The organism is Streptomyces sp. SCL15-4 (assembly GCF_033366695.1).
GTDB lineage: Bacteria > Actinomycetota > Actinomycetes > Streptomycetales > Streptomycetaceae > Streptomyces.
In genome coordinates this window covers 7,470,911-7,492,605 of record NZ_JAOBTQ010000001.1, presented here as the reverse complement: position 1 = coordinate 7,492,605, position 21,695 = coordinate 7,470,911, and the positions used below count along the sequence as shown (strand labels likewise).

At 73.2% G+C, this 21,695-nt stretch carries 26 protein-coding genes and 1 pseudogene; 7 read left to right on the top strand and 20 right to left on the bottom strand.

What is annotated here, in order from left to right; all coding sequences use genetic code 11:
* Nucleotides 1–30 precede the first annotated feature (30 nt).
* From SCK26_RS33850 to SCK26_RS33825, 7 genes and pseudogenes are all read right to left on the bottom strand, one after another.
* A complete protein-coding gene (locus SCK26_RS33850; protein ID WP_318205175.1) occupies nucleotides 31–525 on the bottom strand; it encodes a DUF6328 family protein in 495 nt (164 codons plus the stop codon).
* Between the two features lie 47 nt (nucleotides 526–572).
* The gene (locus SCK26_RS33845; protein ID WP_318205174.1) at nucleotides 573–1,556 is read right to left on the bottom strand and encodes an aldo/keto reductase; all 984 of its coding nucleotides are present in this window, start codon (nucleotides 1,554–1,556) and stop codon (nucleotides 573–575) included.
* A 50-nt stretch (nucleotides 1,557–1,606) separates the two neighbouring features.
* On the bottom strand, nucleotides 1,607–3,151 hold the full coding sequence (locus SCK26_RS33840; RefSeq protein WP_318205173.1) for an AMP-binding protein: 1,545 nt from the start codon (nucleotides 3,149–3,151) through the stop codon (nucleotides 1,607–1,609).
* Between the two features lie 90 nt (nucleotides 3,152–3,241).
* Nucleotides 3,242–4,129 (bottom strand): LysR family transcriptional regulator, encoded by an 888-nt coding sequence (locus SCK26_RS33835; RefSeq protein WP_318205172.1) that lies wholly within the window; start codon nucleotides 4,127–4,129, stop codon nucleotides 3,242–3,244.
* Between the two features lie 67 nt (nucleotides 4,130–4,196).
* On the bottom strand, nucleotides 4,197–4,328 hold the full coding sequence (locus tag SCK26_RS38070) for a hypothetical protein (RefSeq protein ID WP_412080884.1): 132 nt from the start codon (nucleotides 4,326–4,328) through the stop codon (nucleotides 4,197–4,199).
* A 136-nt stretch (nucleotides 4,329–4,464) separates the two neighbouring features.
* Nucleotides 4,465–4,797 (bottom strand): annotated as a pseudogene (locus SCK26_RS38065) (lipase family protein); the annotation flags it as partial.
* A 202-nt stretch (nucleotides 4,798–4,999) separates the two neighbouring features.
* Entirely contained in the window at nucleotides 5,000–6,196 is a 1,197-nt protein-coding gene (locus SCK26_RS33825; protein ID WP_318206147.1) for an FAD-dependent monooxygenase, read from the bottom strand.
* Nucleotides 6,197–6,530: 334 nt separating this feature from the next.
* On the opposite strand from SCK26_RS33825, the gene melC1 reads away from it, so the two are divergent.
* Together melC1 and melC2 are read left to right on the top strand one after the other, a co-directional pair.
* Nucleotides 6,531–6,920 carry an apotyrosinase chaperone MelC1 gene (gene melC1 / locus SCK26_RS33820; RefSeq protein WP_318205171.1) on the top strand — a complete coding sequence of 130 codons (390 nt, stop codon included), beginning with the start codon at nucleotides 6,531–6,533 and terminating at the stop codon, nucleotides 6,918–6,920.
* A gap of 34 nt (nucleotides 6,921–6,954) precedes the next feature.
* On the top strand, nucleotides 6,955–7,776 hold the full coding sequence (melC2, locus tag SCK26_RS33815; protein ID WP_318205170.1) for a tyrosinase MelC2: 822 nt from the start codon (nucleotides 6,955–6,957) through the stop codon (nucleotides 7,774–7,776).
* Here melC2 and SCK26_RS33810 read toward each other — a convergent pair whose 3' ends face one another.
* The 4 genes from SCK26_RS33810 to SCK26_RS33795 form a co-directional block, all read right to left on the bottom strand.
* On the bottom strand, nucleotides 7,777–8,481 hold the full coding sequence (locus tag SCK26_RS33810) for a ribonuclease H (protein ID WP_318206146.1): 705 nt from the start codon (nucleotides 8,479–8,481) through the stop codon (nucleotides 7,777–7,779).
* Nucleotides 8,482–8,515: 34 nt separating this feature from the next.
* On the bottom strand, nucleotides 8,516–9,310 hold the full coding sequence (locus tag SCK26_RS33805; protein WP_318205169.1) for a VOC family protein: 795 nt from the start codon (nucleotides 9,308–9,310) through the stop codon (nucleotides 8,516–8,518).
* A 172-nt stretch (nucleotides 9,311–9,482) separates the two neighbouring features.
* Nucleotides 9,483–9,965 carry a VOC family protein gene (locus tag SCK26_RS33800; RefSeq protein WP_318205168.1) on the bottom strand — a complete coding sequence of 161 codons (483 nt, stop codon included), beginning with the start codon at nucleotides 9,963–9,965 and terminating at the stop codon, nucleotides 9,483–9,485.
* A 182-nt stretch (nucleotides 9,966–10,147) separates the two neighbouring features.
* A complete protein-coding gene (locus SCK26_RS33795; RefSeq protein ID WP_318205167.1) occupies nucleotides 10,148–10,540 on the bottom strand; it encodes a helix-turn-helix transcriptional regulator in 393 nt (130 codons plus the stop codon).
* A gap of 293 nt (nucleotides 10,541–10,833) precedes the next feature.
* Here SCK26_RS33795 and SCK26_RS33790 point away from each other — a divergent pair, with 293 nt between their 5' ends.
* Nucleotides 10,834–11,724, top strand: a complete 891-nt coding sequence (locus tag SCK26_RS33790; RefSeq protein ID WP_318205166.1) for an RNA polymerase sigma factor SigF — start codon at nucleotides 10,834–10,836, stop codon at nucleotides 11,722–11,724.
* Between the two features lie 102 nt (nucleotides 11,725–11,826).
* On the opposite strand, the gene SCK26_RS33785 is transcribed toward SCK26_RS33790, so the two are convergent.
* A complete protein-coding gene (locus tag SCK26_RS33785; RefSeq protein WP_318205165.1) occupies nucleotides 11,827–12,282 on the bottom strand; it encodes an ATP-binding protein in 456 nt (151 codons plus the stop codon).
* A gap of 173 nt (nucleotides 12,283–12,455) precedes the next feature.
* Entirely contained in the window at nucleotides 12,456–12,866 is a 411-nt protein-coding gene (locus SCK26_RS33780) for a hypothetical protein (RefSeq protein ID WP_318205164.1), read from the bottom strand.
* Nucleotides 12,867–13,216: 350 nt separating this feature from the next.
* Here SCK26_RS33780 and SCK26_RS33775 point away from each other — a divergent pair, with 350 nt between their 5' ends.
* Complete coding sequence (locus SCK26_RS33775; RefSeq protein WP_318205163.1) at nucleotides 13,217–13,618, top strand: nuclear transport factor 2 family protein; 402 nt, start codon at nucleotides 13,217–13,219, stop codon at nucleotides 13,616–13,618.
* 74 nt (nucleotides 13,619–13,692) lie between these two features.
* On the opposite strand, the gene mgrA is transcribed toward SCK26_RS33775, so the two are convergent.
* Nucleotides 13,693–14,685 (bottom strand): L-glyceraldehyde 3-phosphate reductase, encoded by a 993-nt coding sequence (gene mgrA / locus SCK26_RS33770; RefSeq protein WP_318205162.1) that lies wholly within the window; start codon nucleotides 14,683–14,685, stop codon nucleotides 13,693–13,695.
* 112 nt (nucleotides 14,686–14,797) lie between these two features.
* Here mgrA and SCK26_RS33765 point away from each other — a divergent pair, with 112 nt between their 5' ends.
* Nucleotides 14,798–15,679: a LysR family transcriptional regulator gene (locus tag SCK26_RS33765; protein WP_318205161.1), complete on the top strand. Its 882-nt coding sequence runs from the start codon at nucleotides 14,798–14,800 to the stop codon at nucleotides 15,677–15,679.
* A gap of 58 nt (nucleotides 15,680–15,737) precedes the next feature.
* Nucleotides 15,738–16,253, top strand: a complete 516-nt coding sequence (locus tag SCK26_RS33760; protein ID WP_318205160.1) for a mycothiol transferase — start codon at nucleotides 15,738–15,740, stop codon at nucleotides 16,251–16,253.
* Here the strand turns inward: SCK26_RS33760 and SCK26_RS33755 are convergent.
* The 4 genes from SCK26_RS33755 to SCK26_RS33740 all read right to left on the bottom strand — a co-directional run bounded on the left by SCK26_RS33755 (nucleotide 16,235) and on the right by SCK26_RS33740 (nucleotide 19,221).
* Nucleotides 16,235–17,305 (bottom strand): adenosine deaminase, encoded by a 1,071-nt coding sequence (locus tag SCK26_RS33755; RefSeq protein WP_318205159.1) that lies wholly within the window; start codon nucleotides 17,303–17,305, stop codon nucleotides 16,235–16,237. The genes SCK26_RS33760 and SCK26_RS33755 overlap by 19 nt on opposite strands.
* A gap of 34 nt (nucleotides 17,306–17,339) precedes the next feature.
* Nucleotides 17,340–17,735, bottom strand: coding sequence for a VOC family protein (locus SCK26_RS33750; protein ID WP_318205158.1), 396 nt, complete (start codon nucleotides 17,733–17,735; stop codon nucleotides 17,340–17,342).
* A 176-nt stretch (nucleotides 17,736–17,911) separates the two neighbouring features.
* Nucleotides 17,912–18,844: a M48 family metalloprotease gene (locus SCK26_RS33745; RefSeq protein ID WP_318205157.1), complete on the bottom strand. Its 933-nt coding sequence runs from the start codon at nucleotides 18,842–18,844 to the stop codon at nucleotides 17,912–17,914.
* Complete coding sequence (locus SCK26_RS33740) at nucleotides 18,841–19,221, bottom strand: BlaI/MecI/CopY family transcriptional regulator (RefSeq protein ID WP_318205156.1); 381 nt, start codon at nucleotides 19,219–19,221, stop codon at nucleotides 18,841–18,843. The genes SCK26_RS33745 and SCK26_RS33740 overlap by 4 nt, the downstream gene beginning before the upstream one ends.
* Before the next feature lie 207 nt (nucleotides 19,222–19,428).
* Here SCK26_RS33740 and SCK26_RS33735 point away from each other — a divergent pair, with 207 nt between their 5' ends.
* Nucleotides 19,429–19,887, top strand: a complete 459-nt coding sequence (locus tag SCK26_RS33735; protein WP_318205155.1) for a pyridoxamine 5'-phosphate oxidase family protein — start codon at nucleotides 19,429–19,431, stop codon at nucleotides 19,885–19,887.
* Between the two features lie 81 nt (nucleotides 19,888–19,968).
* Here SCK26_RS33735 and SCK26_RS33730 read toward each other — a convergent pair whose 3' ends face one another.
* Both SCK26_RS33730 and SCK26_RS33725 read right to left on the bottom strand, forming a co-directional pair.
* Entirely contained in the window at nucleotides 19,969–20,874 is a 906-nt protein-coding gene (locus SCK26_RS33730; RefSeq protein ID WP_318205154.1) for an aldo/keto reductase, read from the bottom strand.
* Between the two features lie 34 nt (nucleotides 20,875–20,908).
* Entirely contained in the window at nucleotides 20,909–21,559 is a 651-nt protein-coding gene (locus SCK26_RS33725; RefSeq protein ID WP_412080875.1) for a chitinase, read from the bottom strand.
* Nucleotides 21,560–21,695: the final 136 nt, after the last annotated feature.

The following is a 21,695-nucleotide window of genomic DNA, read 5'->3' as shown; positions in this document are numbered from 1 at the left end:
CCGGTTCCGGAAATCTGCGGACCCTTGCGGCTAGTCCTCCGGGTCCGCCGGGTTCCGGCGGCGGGCCCACAGGGGGAGGACGTACCAGCACAGGACGTACCAGGCGACGACGGCCGACACCAGGTAGGGCACATAGCCGTTGTGCGTGGCCACCCGGAGGATCAGCAGCAGGGACGAGGTCATCGTGGCGAGCAGCAGGGCCAGGCCGACCAGTGTCATCCGGGAGGCCAGCCGTACCGCCCGCGGTTTGACCCGGTGGCCGGAGACCAGGCGGTGCAGGGACACCGGCCCGATGAGGGCGCCGGTGGCACAGGCGCCCATGACGACGGTCACGATGTAGATCGTCTGGTCGGTGTCGGCCAGGCGGGCGTACTTCGCCTGGAAGACGACTGTCAGCAGGAAGCCGAACAGGATCTGTACGCCCGTCTGTGCGACGCGGACCTCCTGGATGAGTTCACCCCACATCCGGTCGGCCCGCTCCTCCTCGGTCTCGTCGCGCCCTCTGCGCCGCCCTTCCCGTATCATGCGGTGCCGTGTAACCGTCCGTCCGTTCGTTCAAACGGGCCGAGCGGCTACCAGCGGTGTTCGACCTGGTCCTTGATCCGGCGGTCGTACAGTTCCCGGATCGCGGTGAGGGTCCGAGCCGGCAGCGGCGGCAGCTTGGCCGCGGCGGCGTTGGCGCGGGCCTGCTCCGGGGTGCGGGCGCCGGGGATCACGGTGGTGACCCCCTCCTGCTCGATGATCCAGCGCAGCGCGAGCTGGGCCGGGCTGTAGCCCTCGGGAGCGAGCGCGGCGAACTCGGCGGCGGCCTCCACGCCGGTGGCGTAGTCGACCCCGGAGAAGGTCTCGCCCTGGTCGAAGGCCTCGCCGTGCCGGTTGAAGGTGCGGTGGTCGTCGGCCGCGAACACCGTGTCCTTGGTGTACTTCCCGGACAGCAGCCCGGAGGCGAGCGGGACCCGCGCGATGATGCCGACGCCGGCCTCGCGGGCGGCGGGCACCACCTCGTGCAGCGGCTTCATGCGGAACGGGTTGAGGATGATCTGCACACTGGCCACGCCCGGCCGGGCGATCGCGGTGAGCGCCTGCTCGCAGGTCTCCACGCTCACGCCGTAGGCGGCGACGCGCTCCTCCTCGACCAGGGTGTCCAGGGCGTCGAACACCTCGTCGGAGGAGTAGACGGCGGTGGGCGGGCAGTGCAGCTGCACCAGGTCGACACGGTCGACGCCGAGGTTGCGGCGCGAGCGGTCGTTCCAGGCGCGGAAGTTGTCCAGGACGTAGTTCTCCGGGATCTGCTCCACCCGGCGGCCCATCTTGGTGGCCACGAGGACGTGCAGGTCGGGACGGCCGCGCAGGAAGGAGGCGATGGTCTCCTCGCTGCGCCCGTCGCCGTACACGTCAGCCGTGTCGAAGAAGGTCACCCCGGCCTCGGCCGCCGCCTCCAGGACGGACAGGGCCACCTTGTCGTCCACGTCTCCCCAGTCGGCGCCCAGCTGCCATGTGCCGAGCCCGACCACCGATGCCCACTGACCCGACCTGCCGATCACACGTTCGTCCATGGCGCCAGTCTGTCATCCGTGACGGCATCGCGTGCGCCGGACGGGCCGGATCAGCCGGTCAGCCGGGCGCGCAGCTGCCGCTTGTCCGGTTTGCCCGCCGCCGTCAGCGGGATGTCCGGCACCAGGTGCAGGGCCTCGGGGGCGTAGAGGCGTCCCTTGCGGGCGGTGACGAAGTCCCGGATCTCCCGAAGCGTGGGCTGCTGCCCCGCGGCGGGCACCACGGCGGCGTGCACGTGCTCCACCGCGTCCTCGTCCCGGCTGCCGAACACCGCGCACCGGCCCACGGCGGGATGGTCCAGCAGCAGTTCCTCCAGCTCCGCCGGATAGACATGGCCTCCGACGACCACGATCTTCTCCTTGATCCGGTCCACCAGGTAGAGGTAGCCGTCCTCGTCGAGGTAGCCGACGTCACCGGTGTGCACCCAGCCGTCTTGCAGCACCTCGGCGGTCAGCTCCGGCTGCTTCCAGTAGCCGCCCATCACATAGGGCGAGCGCACCCGCACCTCGCCCCACTCCCCGGGCGGCAGGCTGGTGCCGTCGGCGTCCCGGACGGCGATCTCCACGCCCGGCAGCGCCCGGCCGACCGTCAGCTGGCCGCCGCGTCCGGTCACCTCCTGCTCCGTGGGGCCGGTCTGGGTGATGAGCTGCGTCTCGGCCTGCCCGTACATGCCGTGCAGCACCGGTCCGAGAACCCGGGCGGCCTGCCGCATCCGGGCCGGTGAGGCGGGGGTGCCGCCGTAGCTGACGCGGCTGAGGGCCGACAGGTCGGTGCGGGGCAGGTCGGGGTGGTCCAGGAGCTGGTAGAGCAGGGGCGGCAGCAGCCAGGTGTGGGTGACGCGTTCGCGCTGGATGGTGGCCAGGACGTCGCCGGGCTCGAAGCCGTGCCGCAGGACCACCGAGCCGCCCTGGTAGAGCGCCAGGTCGGCGAAGATGCCGGCGAGGTGGGCGAGGGCGGTGCAGGCCAGGAAGCGGGGCGGGTCGCCGGCGGCGGCGAAACCCTGGTCCATGCTCAGCCGGTAGGCGCCGTGGGTCATGCGGATGCCCTTGGGGATGCCGGTGGTGCCGCCGGTGTGCCGGACGCACCAGTCGTCGTCGGGTCCGGCCCGGCCGTCCATCGGCCGGGCCGGCCGCCGTGCCGCCGCGGCGAGCACGTCCTCGGCCTCGCCGCCCGGTCCCAGCCAGAGGGTCTGCGGGGTGCCGGGGAGCCGCGACAGCCGCCGTGCCGCCTCCCGCTGCCGGTCGTCCGCCAGCAGCAGGGAGCAGTCCACGCTCTCCATCACCCGGGCCATGACCGGCGGGCTCATGCCCTCGTAGAGGACGACGACCCGGGCGCCGGCCAGGTTGGCGGCGTAACGGGCCACCAGGGCCTCCACGGTGTTGCCGGTGAGCAGGGTGACCGTGGCCCCGCGGCCCGTACCGCGGGCGGCCAGCTCCCGGGCGAGCCGGTGAACCTGGTCCCGGAACTCTCCGGCGCCGACCACGCGCCCCTCGGCGGTGGTGGCCGCGGCCCGGGCCGGTTCGGCGGCCAGCACGTCGAGGACGGCCTCCGCGTAACTGCGGAACCCGGCCCGGTCAGGGACCTGTTGCTCGGTCATCGCTGTTCTCCCTCGTCCGGGGCGGTGGTGGGCACGGCCGACGCTAGTGCCGGAAGGTCCATGCCTTCCACAACCGGTTCGGCCATGTGTTCATGACGCGTGAGGCATGAGCCGCTCTCCGGCCACCTTGCGGAAGTCGCGGGCGGCGGGCGAGAGATAGGCGTTCCGCCGCCACACCAGGGTGAGCGTGCGGTGACAGCCGGGAGCGTCCAGGCGCAGCCACGCCACCGGCCCGTTCTCTCCGATGGCCCGCCGGGCGACGGCCGGCAGCAGGCACAGGCCGAGCCCGGCGCCGGCCAGTTCGGGAGTGGCGGCGGCCTCGTCGCCCTCGCAGACCACCCGCGGGGTCAGTCCCTCGCGGGCGAACAGCCGCTCCAGCAGTGCCCGTTGCCAGTGGCCGGTGCGGGTGCTGACGAAGTCCTCGCCGGCCAGCTCGGCCACCGTGACGCTCGCCCGGCCGGCCAGCGGGTGTCCGGTCGGCACGGCCAGCAGCACCTCCTCGCGGACCAGTTCCAGCGTGCGCAGGCCGGGCCCGGCGATCGGCTGGGAGGCGATGGCGAAGTCCACCTCGGCGGAGCGCAGATGCCGGTGCATGGCGTCCACCGGGGCCTGGAACAGACGCACCCGCACCCCGGGCCGCAGCGCGCGGAAGGCGGACAGCACACCGGACAGCTGGAGCAGGGTCTCGGCGGCCACGGCGACGCGTCCGGGGCCGGGCCCGGCGGCGTCGGCCATCTCCCGCCGGGCGTCGTCGAGTTCCGCCAGCACCCGGTCGACCCGGGCCAGGAAGGCGGCGCCGTGGTCGTTGAGCCGTATGCGGCGGCCCTGGCGGTCGAACAGCGGGACGCCGAGGTCGGTTTCGAGCCGGCGGATGGTCCGGCTCACCGACGGCTGGGCGACCCGTAGTTCCTCGGCGGCCCGGCTGATGTGCTGGTGCCGGGCGACGGCCTGGAAATAGCGCAGTGACAGCAGATCCATCCCGGTAGTGTCGCCGCCTCCCGCCCGGTCACCGCGCCGGGCCGCCGCCGGGCGACGGCCCCGCGGCTCAGGCCAGGTTCCGTTCCAGGGCGGCGAGGTAGTGGCGGACGAGGTGGTCGCGGACGCCGTCGGAGGCCGGGGCGAACGGGTCCGAGGTCAGGCCTTTGGCCCGGTCGCCGAGTGCCGACAGCAGCGGCACGGACTCGTGCAGCCGGCCCGTGGAGTCGAAGTGGCGCAGCGCCCTGACGTGGGTGTAGACCGGCTCCGGCGGGAGCTGGGGGGATGTCGTTGTTGTTGACGAAGCGGTACATCCGGCCGCCGAAACCCTCGTGGAAGGCCTCCGCCAGCAGCCGGTCGCAGGTGCGGGGCCGGCCGTGGGTGTAGACGCCGTCGGCGGCCAGGTACGGCTCCTGGAGGTACAGCCGGGCGCCGGCCAGCATCGCGAGGGCTCCGCCGAGGCTGTGCCCGGTGAAGTAGACGGCCTGGCCGTCGGTGCGCAGCTCGGCGAGCGTGTCGTGGACGGCCGGACAGACGGAGTCCAGGGCCTGGGCGAAGCCGTGGTGGACGTAGCCGGTGCCGCCGGGGCCGGGCAGTGGCGCAGTGGTGGCGTCGGAGAGCCAGTCCTTGATCTGCGCGGGTTCGGTGCCGCGGGACGCGGTGGCGATCATCCGGTCGCTCGCCAGGGTGTACGCCTGGGTGTCCTGGAGCGGGAAGGGCGGGGTGAAGCGGGTGTGGTGGTGGCGGACCTCCCCGAAGCCCCACTGGGCGGCCTGTTCCCCGATGGCGGCCTCGTTCCGGTAGGCCAGCTCGGCGGCACGGGCCAGCCAGTAGGCGCGCTGGAGGCTGTGGCCGGCCGAGGTGTGGGTTCGGTCAGCGGGGGCGTTCGGCGCGGGCGTGCAGGGCGCGGGCGGCGCGGGGGCCGAGCCAGCGCTTGAGCCTGCGCAGGGGCTCCAGCTGTCCGGCCGCCTTGTCCAGGCCGTAGTACAGCTGCGGCGGGACGTACGGCAGCAGCGGTGAGTGGCGCTGGCCGAGCAGGGCGAACATCCGGTGCGGGGGCAGGTGGATGTAGCGGGGCAGGTTCTCGTACCACCGGGCGCTGTAGCGGGCGGCGCTCTGCGCGGACAGCAGCTCGCTCCGGCGCCGGCGTTCGTAGGCGGCGAGGGCCTCGGGCAGAGGGTGCGCGCGCAGGGCGTCGGCCAGGCACATGGCGTCCTCCAGGGCGAGGGTGGTGCCGGCGCCGATGGAGTAGTGGGTGGTGTGGGCGGCGTCGCCGAGCAGGACCATGCGGCCGTCGTGCCAGGTGCGGTTGGTGAGGGTGCGGAAGGTTCCCCAGGAGGCGCCGGGGCGGACGGCGAGGGGGTGGCCGTCGAGGACGCGGGCGAAGAGTTCCTCCAGCAGTGCGAGGCTCTCGCCGGGATCGGCCCGGTCCAGCCCGAGTCCGGTGAAGGTCTCCGGTGAGCACTCGACGACACAGGTGCTGTGGTCGCCGCTGTAGCCGTAGCCGTAGGCCCAGATCCAGCCGTGCCGGGTCTCGGTGAAGGCGAAGGTGAAGGCGTCGAAGACCTTGGTGGTGCCGAGCCAGAGGTAGGGGTTGCGGCCCGGGGTGACGCGGGTGCCGAAGTGGTCGGCGCGGCGGGTGCGCAGGATGCTGTGGACGCCGTCGGCCGCGACGACGAGGTCCGCGCCGGCGGGCGGCCGGGCCGGCGCGCTCTCGTACTCCAGGCGGACGCCGAGGGATCGGGCCCGGGCGGCGAGCAGGCCGAGCAGCCGGTGCCGGCCGATGCCGAAGCCCTCGTCGCCGCGGTGCCGGGTGGTCAGGTCGCCGACGTGGGCGACACCGTCCGTCCACCGCACCGAGTGCCCCTCCACCGCGCGGGCGGTCTCGGGGTCGTACTCCCGCAGTCTGTCGAGCAATCCGCGCCAGTACGTCACGCCCCAGCCGTAGGTGGAGCCCTCGGGGTCGCGTTCGTGGACGGTGATGTCGTGGGCCGGGTCCTGCCGCTTGAGCAGGAGGGCGAGGCAGAGGCCGGCGGGCCCGCCTCCGACGCAGACGACCTTCACGCACACACCCCTGACAGTCACCCGACGTGTCCGAACGGAACCGGAGGGTAGCAGGGGCGGCAGGCCGCCCGATCGCGTCAGTCTCGCGTGGTGAGCCGCGCCACTCGGACGGACCGCACCCGGAAAGGATCAAGGAAAACCGGGGCGGTCCGGCAAGGAATTCCCCGTTCCGGTGCGGATCGGACCACCGCCACAGCAAGATCATCTTTGTTCAACTCTGTATGACATGTGGTTAATTGTCCGGATCACAGCCAACCGGTTCCGGGAGATTTCTTCCGCTCCGGGACCTGCCGATAGGCATGCGTCGTCACCAAAAAGATCACTCTTCCGGAGGACCCGCATGCCCGAGATCACCCGGCGTCGCGCGCTCACCGCGGCGGCCGCCGTCGCCGCGACCGCCACGGCGGCCGTCGCCCTCACCGCCCCCGCCGCGACCGCCGCGCCCGCCACCGGCCACCACGACCCCGCCGCGCCCGATTCCTTCGACGAGGTCTACAAGGGCCGCCGGATACAGGGCCGTCCGGCGGACGGCACCGAGCACCACCACGAACACGGCGGCGGATACGCGGTGTTCATCGACGGCGTGCGGCTGCACGTGATGCGCAACGCCGACGGCAGCTGGATCAGTGTCGTCAGCCACTACGACCCGGTGCCCACCCCGCGCGCCGCCGCCCGTGCCGCGGTGGACGAGCTGCAAGGCGCCCCGCTGCTGCCGTTCCCCGCCAACTGACCGCCCCCGCAAGGATTTCGGAGCACCGCGCACCATGACCGTACGCAAGAACCAGGCCACCCTGACCGCCGACGAGAAGCGCCGGTTCGTCGCCGCCGTCCTCGAACTCAAGCGCAGCGGGCGCTACGACGATTTCGTCCGCACGCACAACGAGTTCATCATGTCGGACACCGACAGCGGTGAGCGGACCGGCCACCGCTCCCCCTCCTTCCTGCCCTGGCACCGCAGATTCCTGCTCGACTTCGAAGAGGCGCTGCGGGCCGTGGACTCCTCCGTCACGCTGCCGTACTGGGACTGGAGCACCGACCGGACCGTGCGGGCCTCGCTGTGGGCGCCGGACTTCCTCGGCGGCACCGGGCGCAGCACCGACGGCCGGGTGATGGACGGGCCGTTCGCCGCGTCCACCGGCAACTGGCCGGTCAACGTGCGCGTCGACGGCCGGACGTTCCTGCGCCGCTCGCTCGGCACGAGCGTGGCCGAGCTGCCGACGCGCGCCGAGGTGGAGTCGGTGCTGGCGATGGCCGCGTACGACCTGCCGCCGTACAACAGCGCCTCGGACGGCTTCCGCAACCACCTGGAGGGCTGGCGCGGGGTGAACCTGCACAACCGGGTGCACGTCTGGGTGGGCGGGCAGATGGCCACCGGCGTCTCCCCCAACGACCCGGTGTTCTGGCTGCACCACGCCTACGTCGACAAGCTGTGGGCCGAGTGGCAGCGGCGGCACCCGGACGCCGCCTATGTGCCGGCGGGCGGCACGCCGGACGTGGTGGACCTGAACGAGACCATGAAGCCGTGGAACACCGTGCGCCCGGCGGACCTGCTGGACCACACGAAGTACTACACGTTCGACGCCTGATCAGGCGTCGGCGGTACGGCACTCCGGGTGACCCCAGCCCTGCGCGTTCTTGGCGATCTTCTCGCCGGCCGCGTAGGACCGGCCGCACGGGCAGCGGCCGGGGAACTTCGCCTTGATGGTCCGGGAGGACGGGGACGCCCCGGCGCCGGCGCGGCGGGGTGCCTTCCGGCGCGGCGCCCCGGCCGCCGCCGGGGTGTCGGGCGACGGCGGGGGCTGCGGGGAGCCGAGTTCGCTGCCGGCGGGCTCCTGGACGGAGGCCGCCTGGCTGGCCGCGCGGTCGGCGAAGTCGTTCAGCGGGTCGCCGTCGACCTGGTGGGCGGGTACGTAGCGGAACTCGACGGACCGGCCGCCGAGGAGTTCGTCGATGCGGACCACCAGGTCCTGGTTGGCGACGGGCTTGCCGGCGGCGGTCTTCCAGCCGTTCCGCTTCCAGCCGGGCAGCCAGGTGGTGACGGCCTTCATGGCGTACTGGGAGTCCATCCGGATCTCCAGCGGCACCTCCGGGTCGACGGCCGTGAGCAGCCGCTCCAGGGCCGTCAGTTCGGCGACGTTGTTGGTGGCCCGGCCGAGCGGGCCCGCCGCCCAGCGGGCGGGGGTCCGCTCGTCGTCGTCCGAGACCACCCACGCCCATCCGGCCGGTCCGGGGTTTCCCTTCGAAGCCCCGTCGCACGCGGCCACCACACGTTCACGCATGCGCTCGATGATGCCATGGCCGCGGACGGGGCCGTGCCGGGGCCGGTCAGACGTCCCTGATCTGCGGCATGCGCCCCTCGGTGGTCGTGATGTCGATCACCGAGAAGTCGGCTCCCTGCGGGTCGCTGAGCGCCGCGAACCGGCCGAAGGGGCTGCTCATCGGCCCGAAGCGGAGCACCCCGCCGAGTTCGACGGCCCGGTCGACGGCCGCGTCGCAGTCGGCGGTGGTGAAGTAGACGTTGATGTACGCGGGCACCTCGGGCGGGAAGTCGTCGGTCATCCGCATCCGGCCGAGGACGGTGTCCTCGCCGACGTCGAACATCCGGAAGTCCACCGCGTCGTCCTCGATCTCCTTCATCCGGTAGGGGAAGACGGCGGTGAGGAAGGCGTCCGTCTGCTCCGGCTCCCTGGTGAAGACCTCGGCCCAGCAGTAGGCGCCGGGCACGGCCGTCGCCTCGAAGCCCTCGTGCGTATCCGCCTGCCACACGCCGAACACGGCGCCGCCGGGCTCCCTGGCCAGGCACATCGTGCCGAAATCGCCGACCCGCATCGGCTCCAGCAGTACCTCCCCGCCGCTGTCCCGGATCCTGCGGGCGGCGGCCGCGGCGTCCGGCGAGGCGAGGTACAGGCACCACCGCGACTGGCCCTCCTGGCCGGGCATGGGCGGGACGACGGCCGCGACGGCCCTGCCGTCCGCGTAGGCCTGGGTGTAGTGGCCGTACTCCGACGACGACTCGCCGAAGGTCCAGCCGAGGACGTCGCCGTAGAACCGCTTGGCTCCCTCGACGTCGCTGAACATCGCGTCGGCCCAACAGGGCGTTCCTTCGGGTTGCACGGCCATGCTGGCGACCCTCCTGATGTGGTGTGTCCCGCTTGTTCACGCTAGTCATCCGGGGTCCGGCCCGCGCGGTGAGCCGGGCCCCGGAGATCCGGTCGGCAGCGGTGGTCCCGGCCGACCCGCGATCCATGCGGTGAGGAGGTGTGCGGCGGCGGCCCGTGGGCTGCCGTGTGCGCTACTCGCCCGCGTACGCCCGTTCCAGCTCGGCCGCGTCCAGCCTGCCCATGCCCATCATCGACCGCAGGGCGCGGCCGGCCTTCTCCGGGTCCGGGTCGGCGATCATGTCGAGCAGCGGGGCGTAGACCACCTGCCAGGACACGCCGTACCGGTCCTTGAGCCAGCCGCAGGGGCCGCCCTCGCCGCCGTTCTCGGTCAGCTTCGTCCAGTAGTGGTCGATCTCCTGCTGGTCCGCGCAGAGGACCTGGAAGGAGACCGCCTCGTTGAACGTGTACTGCGGTCCGCCGTCGAGCGCGACGAACCGCTGGCCGTTGGCCGTGAACTCCACGGTCAGCACGGCGCCGGCCGGCCCGGGACCGGACTCGGGCCACCGGACGACACGCTCGACGCGGGAGTCCTTGAAGACGGACACGTAGTGGTGCGCGGCCTCCTCCGCCCGGCCGTCGAACCAGAGGCAGGTGAGGAATCCGTCGGTGGTCATGAGCGCCTCCCGGGGCGTGGAACGGGTCGGGGAACACGGTCGTGGAAGGAGACCGCCGCACGCCGCGGAACTCATCGGCCGCACGCCGCGAAAATCGCCGGCCCGGCCACCGGGTCATCCGGACGGGTGAGAGAGGCCCGGACGCCGGGCCGGGCCGCGTGGCACGGCCCGGCGCGCCGGGGTCAGGCGGCGAGGCAGAGGCCGCGGTACGAGCGGTGCTGCGGGGCCGCGGCGCCGGGCCGGCCGGCCGTACGGCGGGACAGGTCGCCGTGCGCCCGCGACAGCAGGTCGCCGAGGCCGAGGCCGAGGGCGTGCGCGGCGGCGGCGAGGACCTCCGACGACGCCTCCTTGCGGCCGCGCTCGATCTCCGACAGATAGGGCAGCGAGATCCGGGCCGCGTCGGCCACGTCCTTGAGGGTGCGCCGCTGTGCCCGCCGCTCGCGGCGCAGCACCTCGCCGACCAGATCCCGCCACAGCGGCTCCCTGGGGGCGGGCTCGTTCTCCGGGGCCTCGGGGCGGGCCGGTGCCGGTCGCAGGGGGATCACTCGGGCTTTGTCGCTCACCGGGTTGGTCATCCCGTCAGCCTAGGAGCGGTACCGTCGGGAGCAAGGACCGGGCGTTCGCCCTGAGGGAAATCCTCGCCCGGGCCGGCCTTGGACCGGCCGTTTTCCGCCAGTGCGCGATGGCGGGGGCATGCAGCGCGTCACCAGGGGTACCCGCGCCGTGAGCGGCTTCGCGGGAAGGCATGATCCGTTGTACAACGGGTACCCGCCGGAGACGCTGTCCGGACACTGGAACCGGCTCCACCGGGTGCCGGACCGGAGGCCGCACAGGAAGACGTCGAACCGTGACTTTCGTGGGAGAGGTAATGAACACCGCCGCCGGGACCCGGTCGGAAGCACAGACCGTCGAGGAGACCGAGCAGGACAGAGCGGACGAGGGGTCACTGCCCGGCATCACGGACCCGGCGTCCGTCGCGCCGCGCGACGCGCGCGAGCTGTCCCGTCAGTTCTTCCGCCGGCTGGCCGAGCTGGAAGAGGGAACGCACGAGTACCAGTACGCGCGCAACACACTCATCGAGATGAACATGTCGCTCGTGCGGTTCGCGGCCGGACGCTTCCGGGGCCGCGGGGACGACATGGAGGACGTCGTCCAGACCGGCATGATCGGCCTGATCAAGGCCATCGACCGGTTCGAGCTGGCGCGCGAGGTGGAGTTCACGTCGTTCGCGCTGCCGTACATCGTCGGCGAGATCAAGCGGTTCTTCCGCGACACCACCTGGGCCGTCCATGTGCCGCGCCGGCTCCAGGAGCTGCGGGTGGAGCTGGCCAAGGCGCGCGAGGAGCTGTCCAGCCGGCTGGACCGGGACCCGACGGTGGCGGAGCTGGCCACGCTGATGAACATCTCCGAGAAGGAGGTGGTCGAGGCCCAGCTCGCTTCGAACGGCTACAACTCCGCCTCCCTGGACGCCGCGCTCACCGGGGACGGCCCCGAGGACGGCGAGGCCGTGCTCGCCGACTTCATCGGTGTGGAGGAGGAGGGCCTGCGGCTCGTGGAGGACTTCCACGCGCTCGCCCCGCTGATGGCGGAGCTGAGCGAACGCGACCGGCAGATCATCCACCTGCGGTTCGTGGAGGAGGCCACGCAGGCCGAGATCGGTGAGCGGCTGGGCTGCTCCCAGATGCACGTCTCCCGGCTGATCAAGCGGATCATCACCCGGCTGCGCCAGGGAATGCTCGGGGAACTGGGCTGCGCCTGACGTCCGGGGGTCACGACGCCGACGGGCCGCGTCCCGCCGCAGGCCGAGTGCCTGGGCAGCGGGCTCGGCCCGGCCGCGCGGGAGAGATCCTGCCGGAGAGGTTCAGCCCCGCCGCAGGGAAAAGACGGCCCGCACCCGCTTGCCCACGGGGACACGCTCGACGGTGACCTCGGCGGCCAGCGCGTGCACGATCTCCAGCCCGTGCCGCCCGACGCGCTCGGGGTTCTTCGGGAACCGGCGCGGCAGGGCCGTACTGCTGTCGTACACGGACACCACGACCGAGCTGTCCGTGCCCTCCAGCTCCAGGATGTACGGGCCGTTGCTGTGCCGGTCGGCGTTGGTGACCAGTTCGCTCACCATCAGCAGCAGCTCGCCGTCGGCGCGGTCGCCGACGCTGGCGCACCACTCGGTGCGCAGCCGCTGGAGGAACCGGGCGGCGAAGGCACGTGCCTCGGCGATACAGCCGGGTGCGCCGGTGTAGTGCGCCGCGCGCCGCAGCGGCTCCACGGGTACGTCGAAACCAGTCGGTATCACTGCCCCGCCCAGGTGCTCGGTCATGCTGTTCTCTCTCGGAAAGGCCCGGTGCGGCCGGTGGCTGTCGCTCCCGTCCTCGTACCCCGAGCCCGGCCCGGCAGTCCCTCGGACGCGTTCGCCGACCGCGCACAGGGAGCCGCCGGTCACGGTCGGGTCCGGACCGCCGGCGCCCGGCCTTGCGGCGGCGCGGCGGAGGGTCAGGCTACCGGTATGACCAGGGCCGGTATGGTCCGCTGCATGCGCAGCGCGTCGACGGACTCCGCGAGCAGCTCGTACTCGGTGGTCTCGTCGCCGGTCGCGATCCGCACCAGCCTGCCCGCGGCCAGCTCGTCGGCGACCAGTTCCTGCCGGGCCGGGTCGCCGCACCAGGCGCGCAGGACGGCCGGCACGTCGGGCACGGTGTCGGCGACCGGGACCAGCGCACGGGGCGGGAAGTGCGCGGCCTGCGGACTCGGGTCGAGGCGGTCGGCGATCCAGCTCGCCCGGTCGCGCAGCCACCACAGGGCGAGCGCGAGCGTGGGGGCCCGGTAGGTGCCGAGCGGTACTCCGATGCGCTGTCCGCCGCAGATGCCGTACGCGGTGACATGGCACAGGAACTCGTCGTGCATGCGCACTCCCCCGTCGCGTCGTTCGCCTGCGGGCCGGCCTCGCTTTCGCTGCGGCTCGTGTGCGGTGCGTGATCGGGGCCTCGCTGGAAGTGAAGCCCGCACAGTCGAGTATGTTCACTGCTGAATCACTGTCACCATGTCTTTTAGGCCAGTCTCTTGGCATATTCCGCGCAGGTCCTGGCCGAAACGACACGGTCCGGTGAGGTCCTTCGCGCGTCCGAGGCGCCCGGCCATGACCCCGGGGGTAATCGACGGTCCCGGGCCGCTCCGGGCATGGTTGCCGTACCGGGTCACCGCAGCGGAGATCCGGGCCCTGACCAGTGACGATCCTCGATGGAGGCTGATCGCCCATGTCCGCGACCAACGACCGCTACCAGATGGCCGTGTCCCGTTACTTCGACGCCTGGAACGCCACCGGGCCGGAACGGCGGGCGGAGGCCGTGGCCGCCGCCTGGACCGAGGACGGCCGTTACACCGACCCTCTCGCCGACGTCGGCGGGCACGACGGGATCACGGCCGTCATCGCCGCCGCCCACGAGCAGTTCCCCGGGCACGTCTTCCGGCCCCTCGGCCCGGTGGACGGCCACCACGACACGGCGCGCTTCTCCTGGGAGCTGGTGAACGAGGCCGGGGACACGTCCTCGGGAGAGGAGTCCGCGCCGGTCGCCGGTTCCGACGTGATCACGCTGGACGCGGACGGCCGTATCCGCTCCGTGCTCGGCTTCCTCGACCGGGTGCCCGCCGGCGCGTGAGGAGCGGGCGTACGCGAGGAGCCCGGCCGCCGGGGCGGGCGGCCGGGCTCGTACGACCGCGGTGGGTCAGGACGTCACGGCTTGACGATGGCGTCGATCCGGGCCAGTTCCCCGGCGTCGAACCCGAGGTTGCGGACGGCGGCCACGCTGTCCTCGATCTGGCGGACGCTGCTCGCGCCGACCAGCGCGGACGTCACCCGGCCGCCGCGCAGCACCCAGGCCAGCGCCAGCTGGGCCAGCGTCTGGCCGCGGGAGGCGGCCACCTCGTCCAGCGCGCGCAGCCGGGCGACCAGGTCCTCGGTGACCGCGTCCGAGTTCAGGAACGGGCTGTCGCTCGCGGCCCGGGAGTCCTCCGGGATGCCGTCGAGGTAGCGGCCGGTGAGCAGGCCCTGCTCCAGCGGGGAGTAGACGATCGAGCCGACCTGGAGTTCGTCCAGGGTGTCGAGCAGGCCCTCGTCCTCGGGGCGCCGGTCGAGCATCGAGTAGCGCGGCTGGTGGATGAGGAGCGGGGTGCCCAGCTCGCCGAGGATGCGGGCGGCCTCGCGGGTCTGCTCGGCGGAGTAGTTGGAGACGCCGACGTAGAGGGCCTTGCCCTGCTGCACCGCGCTGTGCAGGGCGCCCATCGTCTCCTCCAGCGGAGTGTCCGGGTCCGGGCGGTGCGAGTAGAAGATGTCGACGTAGTCCAGGCCCATCCGCTTCAGGCTCTGGTCGAGCGAGCCGAGCAGGTACTTGCGCGAGCCCCACTCGCCGTACGGGCCGGGCCACATCAGATAGCCGGCCTTGGTGGAGACGACCAGCTCGTCGCGGTAGCGGGCGAAGTCGTCCTTCAGGGCCGCGCCGAAGGCGGACTCGGCGGCGCCGGGCGGCGGGCCGTAGTTGTTCGCCAGGTCGAAGTGGGTCACGCCGAGGTCGAAGGCGCGGCGGAGGATGGCCCGCTGGGTCTCCACCGGCCGGTCGGGTCCGAAGTTGTGCCACAGGCCGAGCGACAGGGCGGGGAGCTTCAGGCCGCTGCGTCCGGTGCGCCGGTAGGGCATGTCGGCGTAGCGGTCGGGGTGTGCGGTGTACAACGCGACTCCATGAGGGGTGGGCACAGGATCTACCGCCTCCACTCTTCCCCGGGCGGCGGGCAGCGGTCCAACAGAAGAATCCGATGGAATTGTGCGGATAGGCTTCTCAATCATGGAACTGCGCCATCTCCAGCACTTCGTCGCGGTCGCCGAGGACCGGCACTTCACCCGGGCCGCCGAGCGTCTGATGGTGTCCCAGTCGGGTCTGTCGGCGTCGATCCGGGCGCTGGAGCGGGAGCTGCGGGCGCCGCTGTTCGTGCGGACCACGCGCCGGGTGACCCTGACGGAGGCGGGGCGGGCGCTGCTGGCGGAGGCCGAGCGGATCCTCGCCCAGGTGCGGGCGGCGCACGACGCGGTGGCTGCGGTGCAGGGCGTGCTGCGCGGCACGCTCGCGCTCGGCACCGAGCAGTGCATCGCCGGCGTGCGGGTGGCCCCGCTGCTGGCGGCCTTCCGGGGCCGGCACCCGGATGTGGAGATCCGGCTGCGGCAGACCGGTTCGGTGGCGCTGGCGGAGGAGGTCGCGGCCGGGCGGCTCGACCTGGCCTTCGCCTACCGCACCCAGGCCGACACCGACCAGTTGCGGTCGGTCTCGCTGGCCTGCGAGCCGATGACCGTACTGTGCCACCCCAGCCACCGGCTCGCCGCCGCGCCGGCCGCCCTCGGCCCGGACGACCTCACCGGTGAGGTGTTCGTGGACTTCCACCCGGACTGGGGTCCGCGCCGCACCACCGACGCCGCGTTCGCCGCGGCCGGGGTCCGGCGCACGGTCGCGCTGGAGGTCAACGACGTGCACAGTCTGCTGGACCTGGTGGACGAGAACCTGGGCGTCGCGGTCGTGCCCCGGCACTTCCGGCACAAGCGGCCGGCGCTCGCGGCGCTGCCGCTGGAGGGCATGGGCGAGGCGCGGTACGAGACGGTGGCCCTGCTGCCGCCGGAGCGGGCCGCGAGCCCGGCCGCCCGGGCGCTGATCACGCTGCTCGAAACGGGGACGTGACGCGCCGGCCGCCCTCTTGCGGACGCGGGAGCGGCGGTGGTTTGCGAAGGTGGACGGTATGCATGCCAAGGACATCCTCATCGACGGCTACGGCCGCGTCCGGGAAGAAGTCCATGCCGCCCTCGACGGCCTCGGCCCCGAGGAGCTGCACCACCGCCCGGCCCCTGACGCCAACACCCTCGCGTGGCTGGTCTGGCACCTCACCCGGGTGCAGGACGACCACATCGCCGACGCCTTCGGCCTGGACCAGGTGTGGCTCGCCCAGGACTGGCAGAAGCGGTTCGGGCTCGGCCTGCCCCGGCACGACACGGGCTACGGGCACAGCCCGGCCGAGGTCGCGAAGGTGCGGGTGGCCTCGGCCGGGCTGCTGACCGGGTACTACGACGCCGTCCACGAGCAGACCCTCGGGGTCCTGCGCACGCTGGCCGCCAAGGATCTGGAGCGCGTCGTGGACGAGCGCTGGGATCCACCGGTCAGCCTGGGCGTGCGCCTGGTGAGCGTCCTGTCCGACGATCTCCAGCACGTCGGGCAGGCCGCCTATCTCAGGGGGCTGGTTCAGAGCGCGGCGGCGTAGCCCGGCAGGACCACGTCCTCGATGAGGGCCGTGCGCTGGTCGAACGGGATGAACGCGCTCTTCAGGGCGTTGACGGTGACCGTGCGCAGGTCCTCCGCCGTCCAGCCGGCCTGCTCCACCAGCAGGGACATCTCGCGGGTCATCGTCGTCCCCGACACCAGGCGGTTGTCGGTGTTCAGGGTGACGCGGAAGCCGAGGTCCTTCAGCGCCGTGATCGGGTGCTCCTTGACGGAGGTGGCGCAGCCGGTCTGGAGGTTGGAGGTGGGGCACATCTCCAGGGCGATGCGGCGGTCGCGTACCCAGGAGGCGAGGCGGCCGAGCTTGCCGTCCACGATGTCCTCGGTCAGGCGCACTCCGTGGCCGATGCGCTGGGCGCCGCACACCTGGAGGGCCTGGTGGATGCTGGGCAGGCCGTACGCCTCGCCCGCGTGGATGGTGAAGGGCATGCTCTCGGCGCGCAGGTACGCGAAGGCGTCGAGGTGGTCGGCGGGCGGGAAGCCGTCCTCGGCGCCGGCGATGTCGAAGCCGACGACACCGGCGTCCCGGTAGGCGACGGCCAGCTCGGCGGCCTCGCGGACGCGGTCGAACATGCGCATCCCGCACAGCAGGGTGCCGACCCGGACGGGGGTGCCGGCCGCCGCCGCCTTGGCCATGCCGGCGGCCAGACCCTCCTGTACGGCCTCGACGACCTCGGGCAGGGTGAGTCCGCCCTTGAGCATCAGCTCGGGGGCGTAGCGCACCTCCGCGTAGACGACGCCGTCGGCGGCGAGGTCGAGGACGTACTCCTCGGCGGTGCGCAGCAGGCCCTCGCGGGTCTGCATGACGGCGAGGGTGTGCTCGAAGGTGGCGATGTAGCGGACCAGGTCGCCGGAGTTGGCGGCCTCGACGTACCAGGCGGCCAGCTCGCCGGGGTCGGTGGTGGGCAGGGTGTGGCCGGCCGCGTCGGCGAGTTCGACGACGGTGGCGGGGCGCAGGCCGCCGTCCAGGTGGTCGTGCAGGACGGCCTTGGGGAGCCGGCGGAGGGTCTCGGTGTCGATACGGGACGCGGTCATGGTGTGTCGTTCCTCGGCTGGTGATGCGGTGCGGTCAGTGGGCGGCGGGCTGGAGCAGGTCCCAGCGGTTGCCGTAGAGGTCCTGGAAGACGGCGACCGTGCCGTACGGCTCGTGGCGCGGCTCCTCCAGGAAGGTCACGCCGGCGGCGGTCATCCGGGCGTGGTCGCGGGCGAAGTCGTCGGTGTGCAGGAAGAAGCCCACGCGTCCGCCGGTCTGGTCGCCGACCCGGGCGCGCTGGCAGGTGTCCTTGGCGCGGGCCAGGAGCAGCCCGGTGCCGCTTCCGTCGCCACCGGGCTCGACGACGACCCAGCGGGAGCCGTCGGGGCGCGGGGCGTCCTCGGCGAGACGGAATCCCAGGGCCTCGGTGTAGAAGCGGATCGCCTCGTCGTAGTCGTGGACGACGAGGGTGACCAGGGCGACGCGACGCATGGCTGCCTTCCGGAGGGGGGTGGTTAGCCGGTGAGGTTATACGTAAAACGTTGCGGGCGCCAGTCCGCTTTCTACGCGCGTCACGCGAGGGCGGAGTCCTGGGTGGCGAGGGTGGGCGCCCTGGGGAAGCGGCTGTGCGGTCCGGTCGTGCGGAGCGGTCCGTCACGGCGTCGGGATCAGGGCCTCTCCTCGCCCTGGGCTACCTCCACGCGGTGGTGGACGTCGGCCGCCGTGGCGGCCGAGGCCAGGCAGGACAGGGTGGCGCAGGCGGCGAGGAGCACGGCGGCCGTGCGGTGGGCCCCGGGCGGGCGCGGGGCCGCCAGCAGGGCCTGGACGCGCCGCGGGACGGGGCCGGTGGCGGCGCCGGCGGCGAAACCGGGGCGCGCGGGGCCGTCGGGCCGGGCGGCGAGGGCCGCGCGGGCGATGGCCCGGGCGGTCAGCCGGCGGTCGCCGACCGAGGCGGCGGCGGCCTCGTCCGCGGCGCGCTCGGCCGCGAGCCGGACAATGTCCCGGACCCGCCGCAGCGCCGGGTGGCAGTGCGCCGCGACTTCGGCGGCGGCCAGCGCGTAGTGGTGGCCGCCCGCGTTGTGCGCCCGCTCATGGGCGAGCAGCGCCTCCCGCTCGGGGCCGTCCAGGGCGCGCAGCATGGCCGTGGTGACGACGACCCGGTGCGGGCGGCCGGGCAGGGCGTAGGCGTCGGGCCTGGACGAGTCCACCACGCACAGATCGCCGGCGGCGGGCCGGCGGCCGGCCTCGGCGCGGGCCGCCCGGAAGGCGCGGGCCTGCTCCCGTACCGAGCGGCCGAGGGTCCGGCCGCACCGGGCGAGCGCGCCGGCCGAGGCGGCGGCGGCCGGGACCACGAGGGCGGCGGGAGCGGTGCGCAGCGGATGGACCAGCTCGCCGGGCGCGGCGAGGAACGGCAGCTTCAGCAGCCCGGGCAGGAGCAGCACGCCGAGCGTCACCGCCGTACAGCCGGCGAGCAGCAGCGCGCAGCCCGCCACGGACCACAGCGCGGCCGCCGGGGTCAGCCGGTCCAGCGCCCGGCGGGCCAGGGACGGCAGGGCGAACGGGAGCAGCAGCGGGAGCGGGAGCAGGAGCAGGACGGTCATCGGCCGTCGGAGTCGAGCAGCTCGCGCAGGATGCGTTCGTCGTCCGGGCTGAGCTGGGCGACGAAGCGGGCGAGCACCGTCTCGCGATCGCTGTCCCGGTCCAGTTCGCCGTGCATCCGGCGGGCGGTGAGGCCGTGGGCGTCCTGGGCGTCCCGGACGGGGAAGTAGGCATAGCCCCGGCCCTGGCGCCGCCGGTCGACCACGCCCTTGTCGTGCAGCCGGGTGAGGATCGTCGTCACCGTCGTACGGGCGAGGCCGGCGCCGAGGCTCGACTGGACCTCGCCGGGTGTCTGGGGTGCGGCGGCGGCCCAGAGCGCGGCCAGGACGCTCGCTTCGAGTTCGCCGGCCGGCCGGCGTTCACCCTTGGCGTCGGTCATGGGGAGGTTCCTCACCCCGTCTTCGTAGTGCGGTTCTCACGGCCGTCCACGCCATCGTAGTCAGGGGGGTGGCGTGGCCTGCCGGGCGCGGGGCGGGCTCCGGCGTGCGCGGGCGCATGGGGCCGGGGACCTACGTCCGGGGTCGCGGGTGCGGGGCGGCTCGGGGCGGAGGTGCCGGCGGGGCGCGTCCCGGTAGCGTCCCCGGACATGACGATCGACGAAGCGGTCCGCGGCCCGGCCAGGCGCAAGAGCGACGTACTGGCCCGGCTGGAGCGGGAGAGCGACATCTGGGTGGCCTCGGCGGACGCGCACGGCGTGCCCTGCCTGGTGCCGCTGTGGTTCGTCTGGCACGCGGAGTCGTTCTGGCTGTGCACGCGCGGCACCAACCCGACGGGCCGCAATCTGCGCGACGGCGGCCGCACCCGGCTCGCCCTCGGCGACACCCGGGACGTCGTGCTGGTCGACGGGGAGGTGCGGGTCTTCGGCCCCGCGGAGGTGCCGGTGGCGGCGGCCGGGGCGTTCGCGGCGAAGACCGGCTGGGACCCGCGCACGGACGGTGCGGCGTACGTCTTCTTCCAGGTGCGGCCGGTCGCGGTGCAGGCGTGGCACGGGGTGCGCGAGCTGCGCGGCCGGCATCTGATGCGGGACGGCGCCTGGGTGGCGTGACACCGGCCGGCGGGCACCGCCCGGCCGGGCCCGCGGCGAACGGCCGGTCCGGGTACGGGCCTCGCGGCCGTGTCCGGCCGGTCAGCCGGCCTGGGCGCGGGCCTCGGCGAGCCGGGCCAGTTCCCCGTCGGTGAACCGCAGCGCCCCGGCGGCGACGTTGTCGGCCAGGTGGCCGGGGTCGCCGGTGCCGGGGATGGCGAGGACGTGCGGGCCCTGGTGCAGGGTCCAGGCGATGCGGACCTGCGCGGGGCTCACGCCGTGGGCGCGGGCGACGGACAGCACCGCGTCGTCGTGGGCGGCCGTGGCGCCGTGCTCGCCCGCCTCGCCGGCCACGGTGTAGAAGGGGACGAAGGCGATGCCGTGCTCCCCGCACAGCCGCAGCAGCTCGTCGCCGGCGGGGTCGGGGCGGTCCAGGGCGTACCGGTTCTGGACGCAGACCACCGGGGCGATCTCGAGCGCCTCGGCGAGGTGCCGGGGTTCCACGCCGGAGATCCCGAGGTGCCGGACGAGGCCGGCCGTGCGCAACTCGGCGAGGGCGCCGAAGTGTTCGGCGATGGAGTCCTGACTCATCCGGCGGAGGTAGACGACGTCGAGGTGGTCCCGGCCGAGCTGGCGCAGATTCTCCTCGACATGGCCGCGCAGCTCGCCGGGCCGGGCGGAGGCGCCCCACTCGCCGTGGTAGTCGCGGTAGGGACCGACCTTGGCGGCGATGACCAGGTCGTCGGGGTAGGGGGACAGCGCGGTGTTGACGAGTTCGTTGGCGGAGCGCAGCGAGGAGAAGTAGAAGGCCGCCGTGTCGATGTGGTTCACGCCGAGTGCGACGGCCTCGCGCAGCACGGTCAGGGACCGTTCGCGGTCGCCGGGGGTGCCGTGGTGGAAGGCGGCGCTGCCCGTCAGCCGCATGGTGCCGAGCCCGATGCGGTGGACGGGCAGGTCGCCCAGCGCGAAGGTGCCGGAGGCGTCCGCGGTGATCTTCTGCGTGGTCATCGGCGGAGTCTCGCACACGGCACCCGGCCGGTCCTCAGCAGTACAGGTTGGCGCCCGGCGAGACTCCGAGGATCTGGCTGAAGCGCTGGTACGCGGAGACCCGGCTCTGCACCTGGGCCGGGTTCTTGCCGTCGCACTCCAGCGAGCCGTTGATGCTGCGGATGGTCTGGCCGAAGCCGGCGCCGTTCACCATCGCGTTGTGCGGGGTCATGGTGCCGGGCCCGGACTGCGTGTTCCAGTACCACAGGCCGGTCTTCCAGGCGACGGAGGCGTTGTTGCGCACCAGGTCGGGGTTGTTGAGCAGGTCGATGCCGAGCGCGTCGCCGGCGGCCTTGTAGTTGAAGTTCCAGGAGAGCTGGATGGGGCCGCGTCCGTAGTAGGCGGCCTGGCCCGCCGGACATCCGTAGGGGCGGCTCCAGTCGCAGTAGTGAGGGTAGTTGGCGGTGTTCTGCTCGACGACGTACACCAGTCCGCCGGTCTCGTGGCCGACATTGGCGAGGAAGGCGGCGGCCTCCTGCTTCTTCACGGTGTCGCTGCCGGTGTTCGCGAAGGCGGGGTAGGCGCCGAGCGCGGCGGTCAGACCGCTGTAGGTGTAGAACGCGTTCCGGTTCGGGAACATCTGGTCGAACTGCGCCTCGCTCACCACGAAACCGGCGGCGGAGGCCGGCGCCGCCTGGGACGCCAGGGCGCAACCGGCGACGGCGAGGGAGGTAAGGGCTGCGGCGATGCGGTGCCTCGACACGGACCAACTCCTTTGTCCGGCACGGCCGCACCCGCCGGAGTCGGGGGCGGCCGTGGTGGGGGGTGGGCCCACTCAACCG

Excerpts from the sequence above, each read along its gene's own strand:
- SCK26_RS33805 (WP_318205169.1), bottom strand. The coding sequence starts at position 9,310 with ATGGCCGTGCAACCCGAAGGAACGCCCTGTTGGGCCGACGCGATGTTC.
- SCK26_RS33850 (WP_318205175.1), bottom strand. The coding sequence starts at position 525 with ATGATACGGGAAGGGCGGCGCAGAGGGCGCGACGAGACCGAGGAGGAG.
- melC2 (WP_318205170.1), top strand. The coding sequence starts at position 6,955 with ATGACCGTACGCAAGAACCAGGCCACCCTGACCGCCGACGAGAAGCGC.
- SCK26_RS33835 (WP_318205172.1), bottom strand. The coding sequence starts at position 4,129 with ATGGATCTGCTGTCACTGCGCTATTTCCAGGCCGTCGCCCGGCACCAG.
- SCK26_RS33760 (WP_318205160.1), top strand. The coding sequence starts at position 15,738 with ATGCATGCCAAGGACATCCTCATCGACGGCTACGGCCGCGTCCGGGAA.
- melC1 (WP_318205171.1), top strand. The coding sequence starts at position 6,531 with ATGCCCGAGATCACCCGGCGTCGCGCGCTCACCGCGGCGGCCGCCGTC.
- SCK26_RS33745 (WP_318205157.1), bottom strand. The coding sequence starts at position 18,844 with ATGACCGTCCTGCTCCTGCTCCCGCTCCCGCTGCTGCTCCCGTTCGCC.
- SCK26_RS33735 (WP_318205155.1), top strand. The coding sequence starts at position 19,429 with ATGACGATCGACGAAGCGGTCCGCGGCCCGGCCAGGCGCAAGAGCGAC.
- SCK26_RS33840 (WP_318205173.1), bottom strand. The coding sequence starts at position 3,151 with ATGACCGAGCAACAGGTCCCTGACCGGGCCGGGTTCCGCAGTTACGCG.
- SCK26_RS33795 (WP_318205167.1), bottom strand. The coding sequence starts at position 10,540 with ATGACCAACCCGGTGAGCGACAAAGCCCGAGTGATCCCCCTGCGACCG.
- SCK26_RS33790 (WP_318205166.1), top strand. The coding sequence starts at position 10,834 with ATGAACACCGCCGCCGGGACCCGGTCGGAAGCACAGACCGTCGAGGAG.
- SCK26_RS33750 (WP_318205158.1), bottom strand. The coding sequence starts at position 17,735 with ATGCGTCGCGTCGCCCTGGTCACCCTCGTCGTCCACGACTACGACGAG.
- SCK26_RS33800 (WP_318205168.1), bottom strand. The coding sequence starts at position 9,965 with ATGACCACCGACGGATTCCTCACCTGCCTCTGGTTCGACGGCCGGGCG.
- SCK26_RS33780 (WP_318205164.1), bottom strand. The coding sequence starts at position 12,866 with ATGCACGACGAGTTCCTGTGCCATGTCACCGCGTACGGCATCTGCGGC.
- SCK26_RS33765 (WP_318205161.1), top strand. The coding sequence starts at position 14,798 with ATGGAACTGCGCCATCTCCAGCACTTCGTCGCGGTCGCCGAGGACCGG.
- SCK26_RS33775 (WP_318205163.1), top strand. The coding sequence starts at position 13,217 with ATGTCCGCGACCAACGACCGCTACCAGATGGCCGTGTCCCGTTACTTC.
- SCK26_RS33845 (WP_318205174.1), bottom strand. The coding sequence starts at position 1,556 with ATGGACGAACGTGTGATCGGCAGGTCGGGTCAGTGGGCATCGGTGGTC.
- SCK26_RS33785 (WP_318205165.1), bottom strand. The coding sequence starts at position 12,282 with ATGACCGAGCACCTGGGCGGGGCAGTGATACCGACTGGTTTCGACGTA.
- SCK26_RS33730 (WP_318205154.1), bottom strand. The coding sequence starts at position 20,874 with ATGACCACGCAGAAGATCACCGCGGACGCCTCCGGCACCTTCGCGCTG.
- SCK26_RS33740 (WP_318205156.1), bottom strand. The coding sequence starts at position 19,221 with ATGACCGACGCCAAGGGTGAACGCCGGCCGGCCGGCGAACTCGAAGCG.
- SCK26_RS33755 (WP_318205159.1), bottom strand. The coding sequence starts at position 17,305 with ATGACCGCGTCCCGTATCGACACCGAGACCCTCCGCCGGCTCCCCAAG.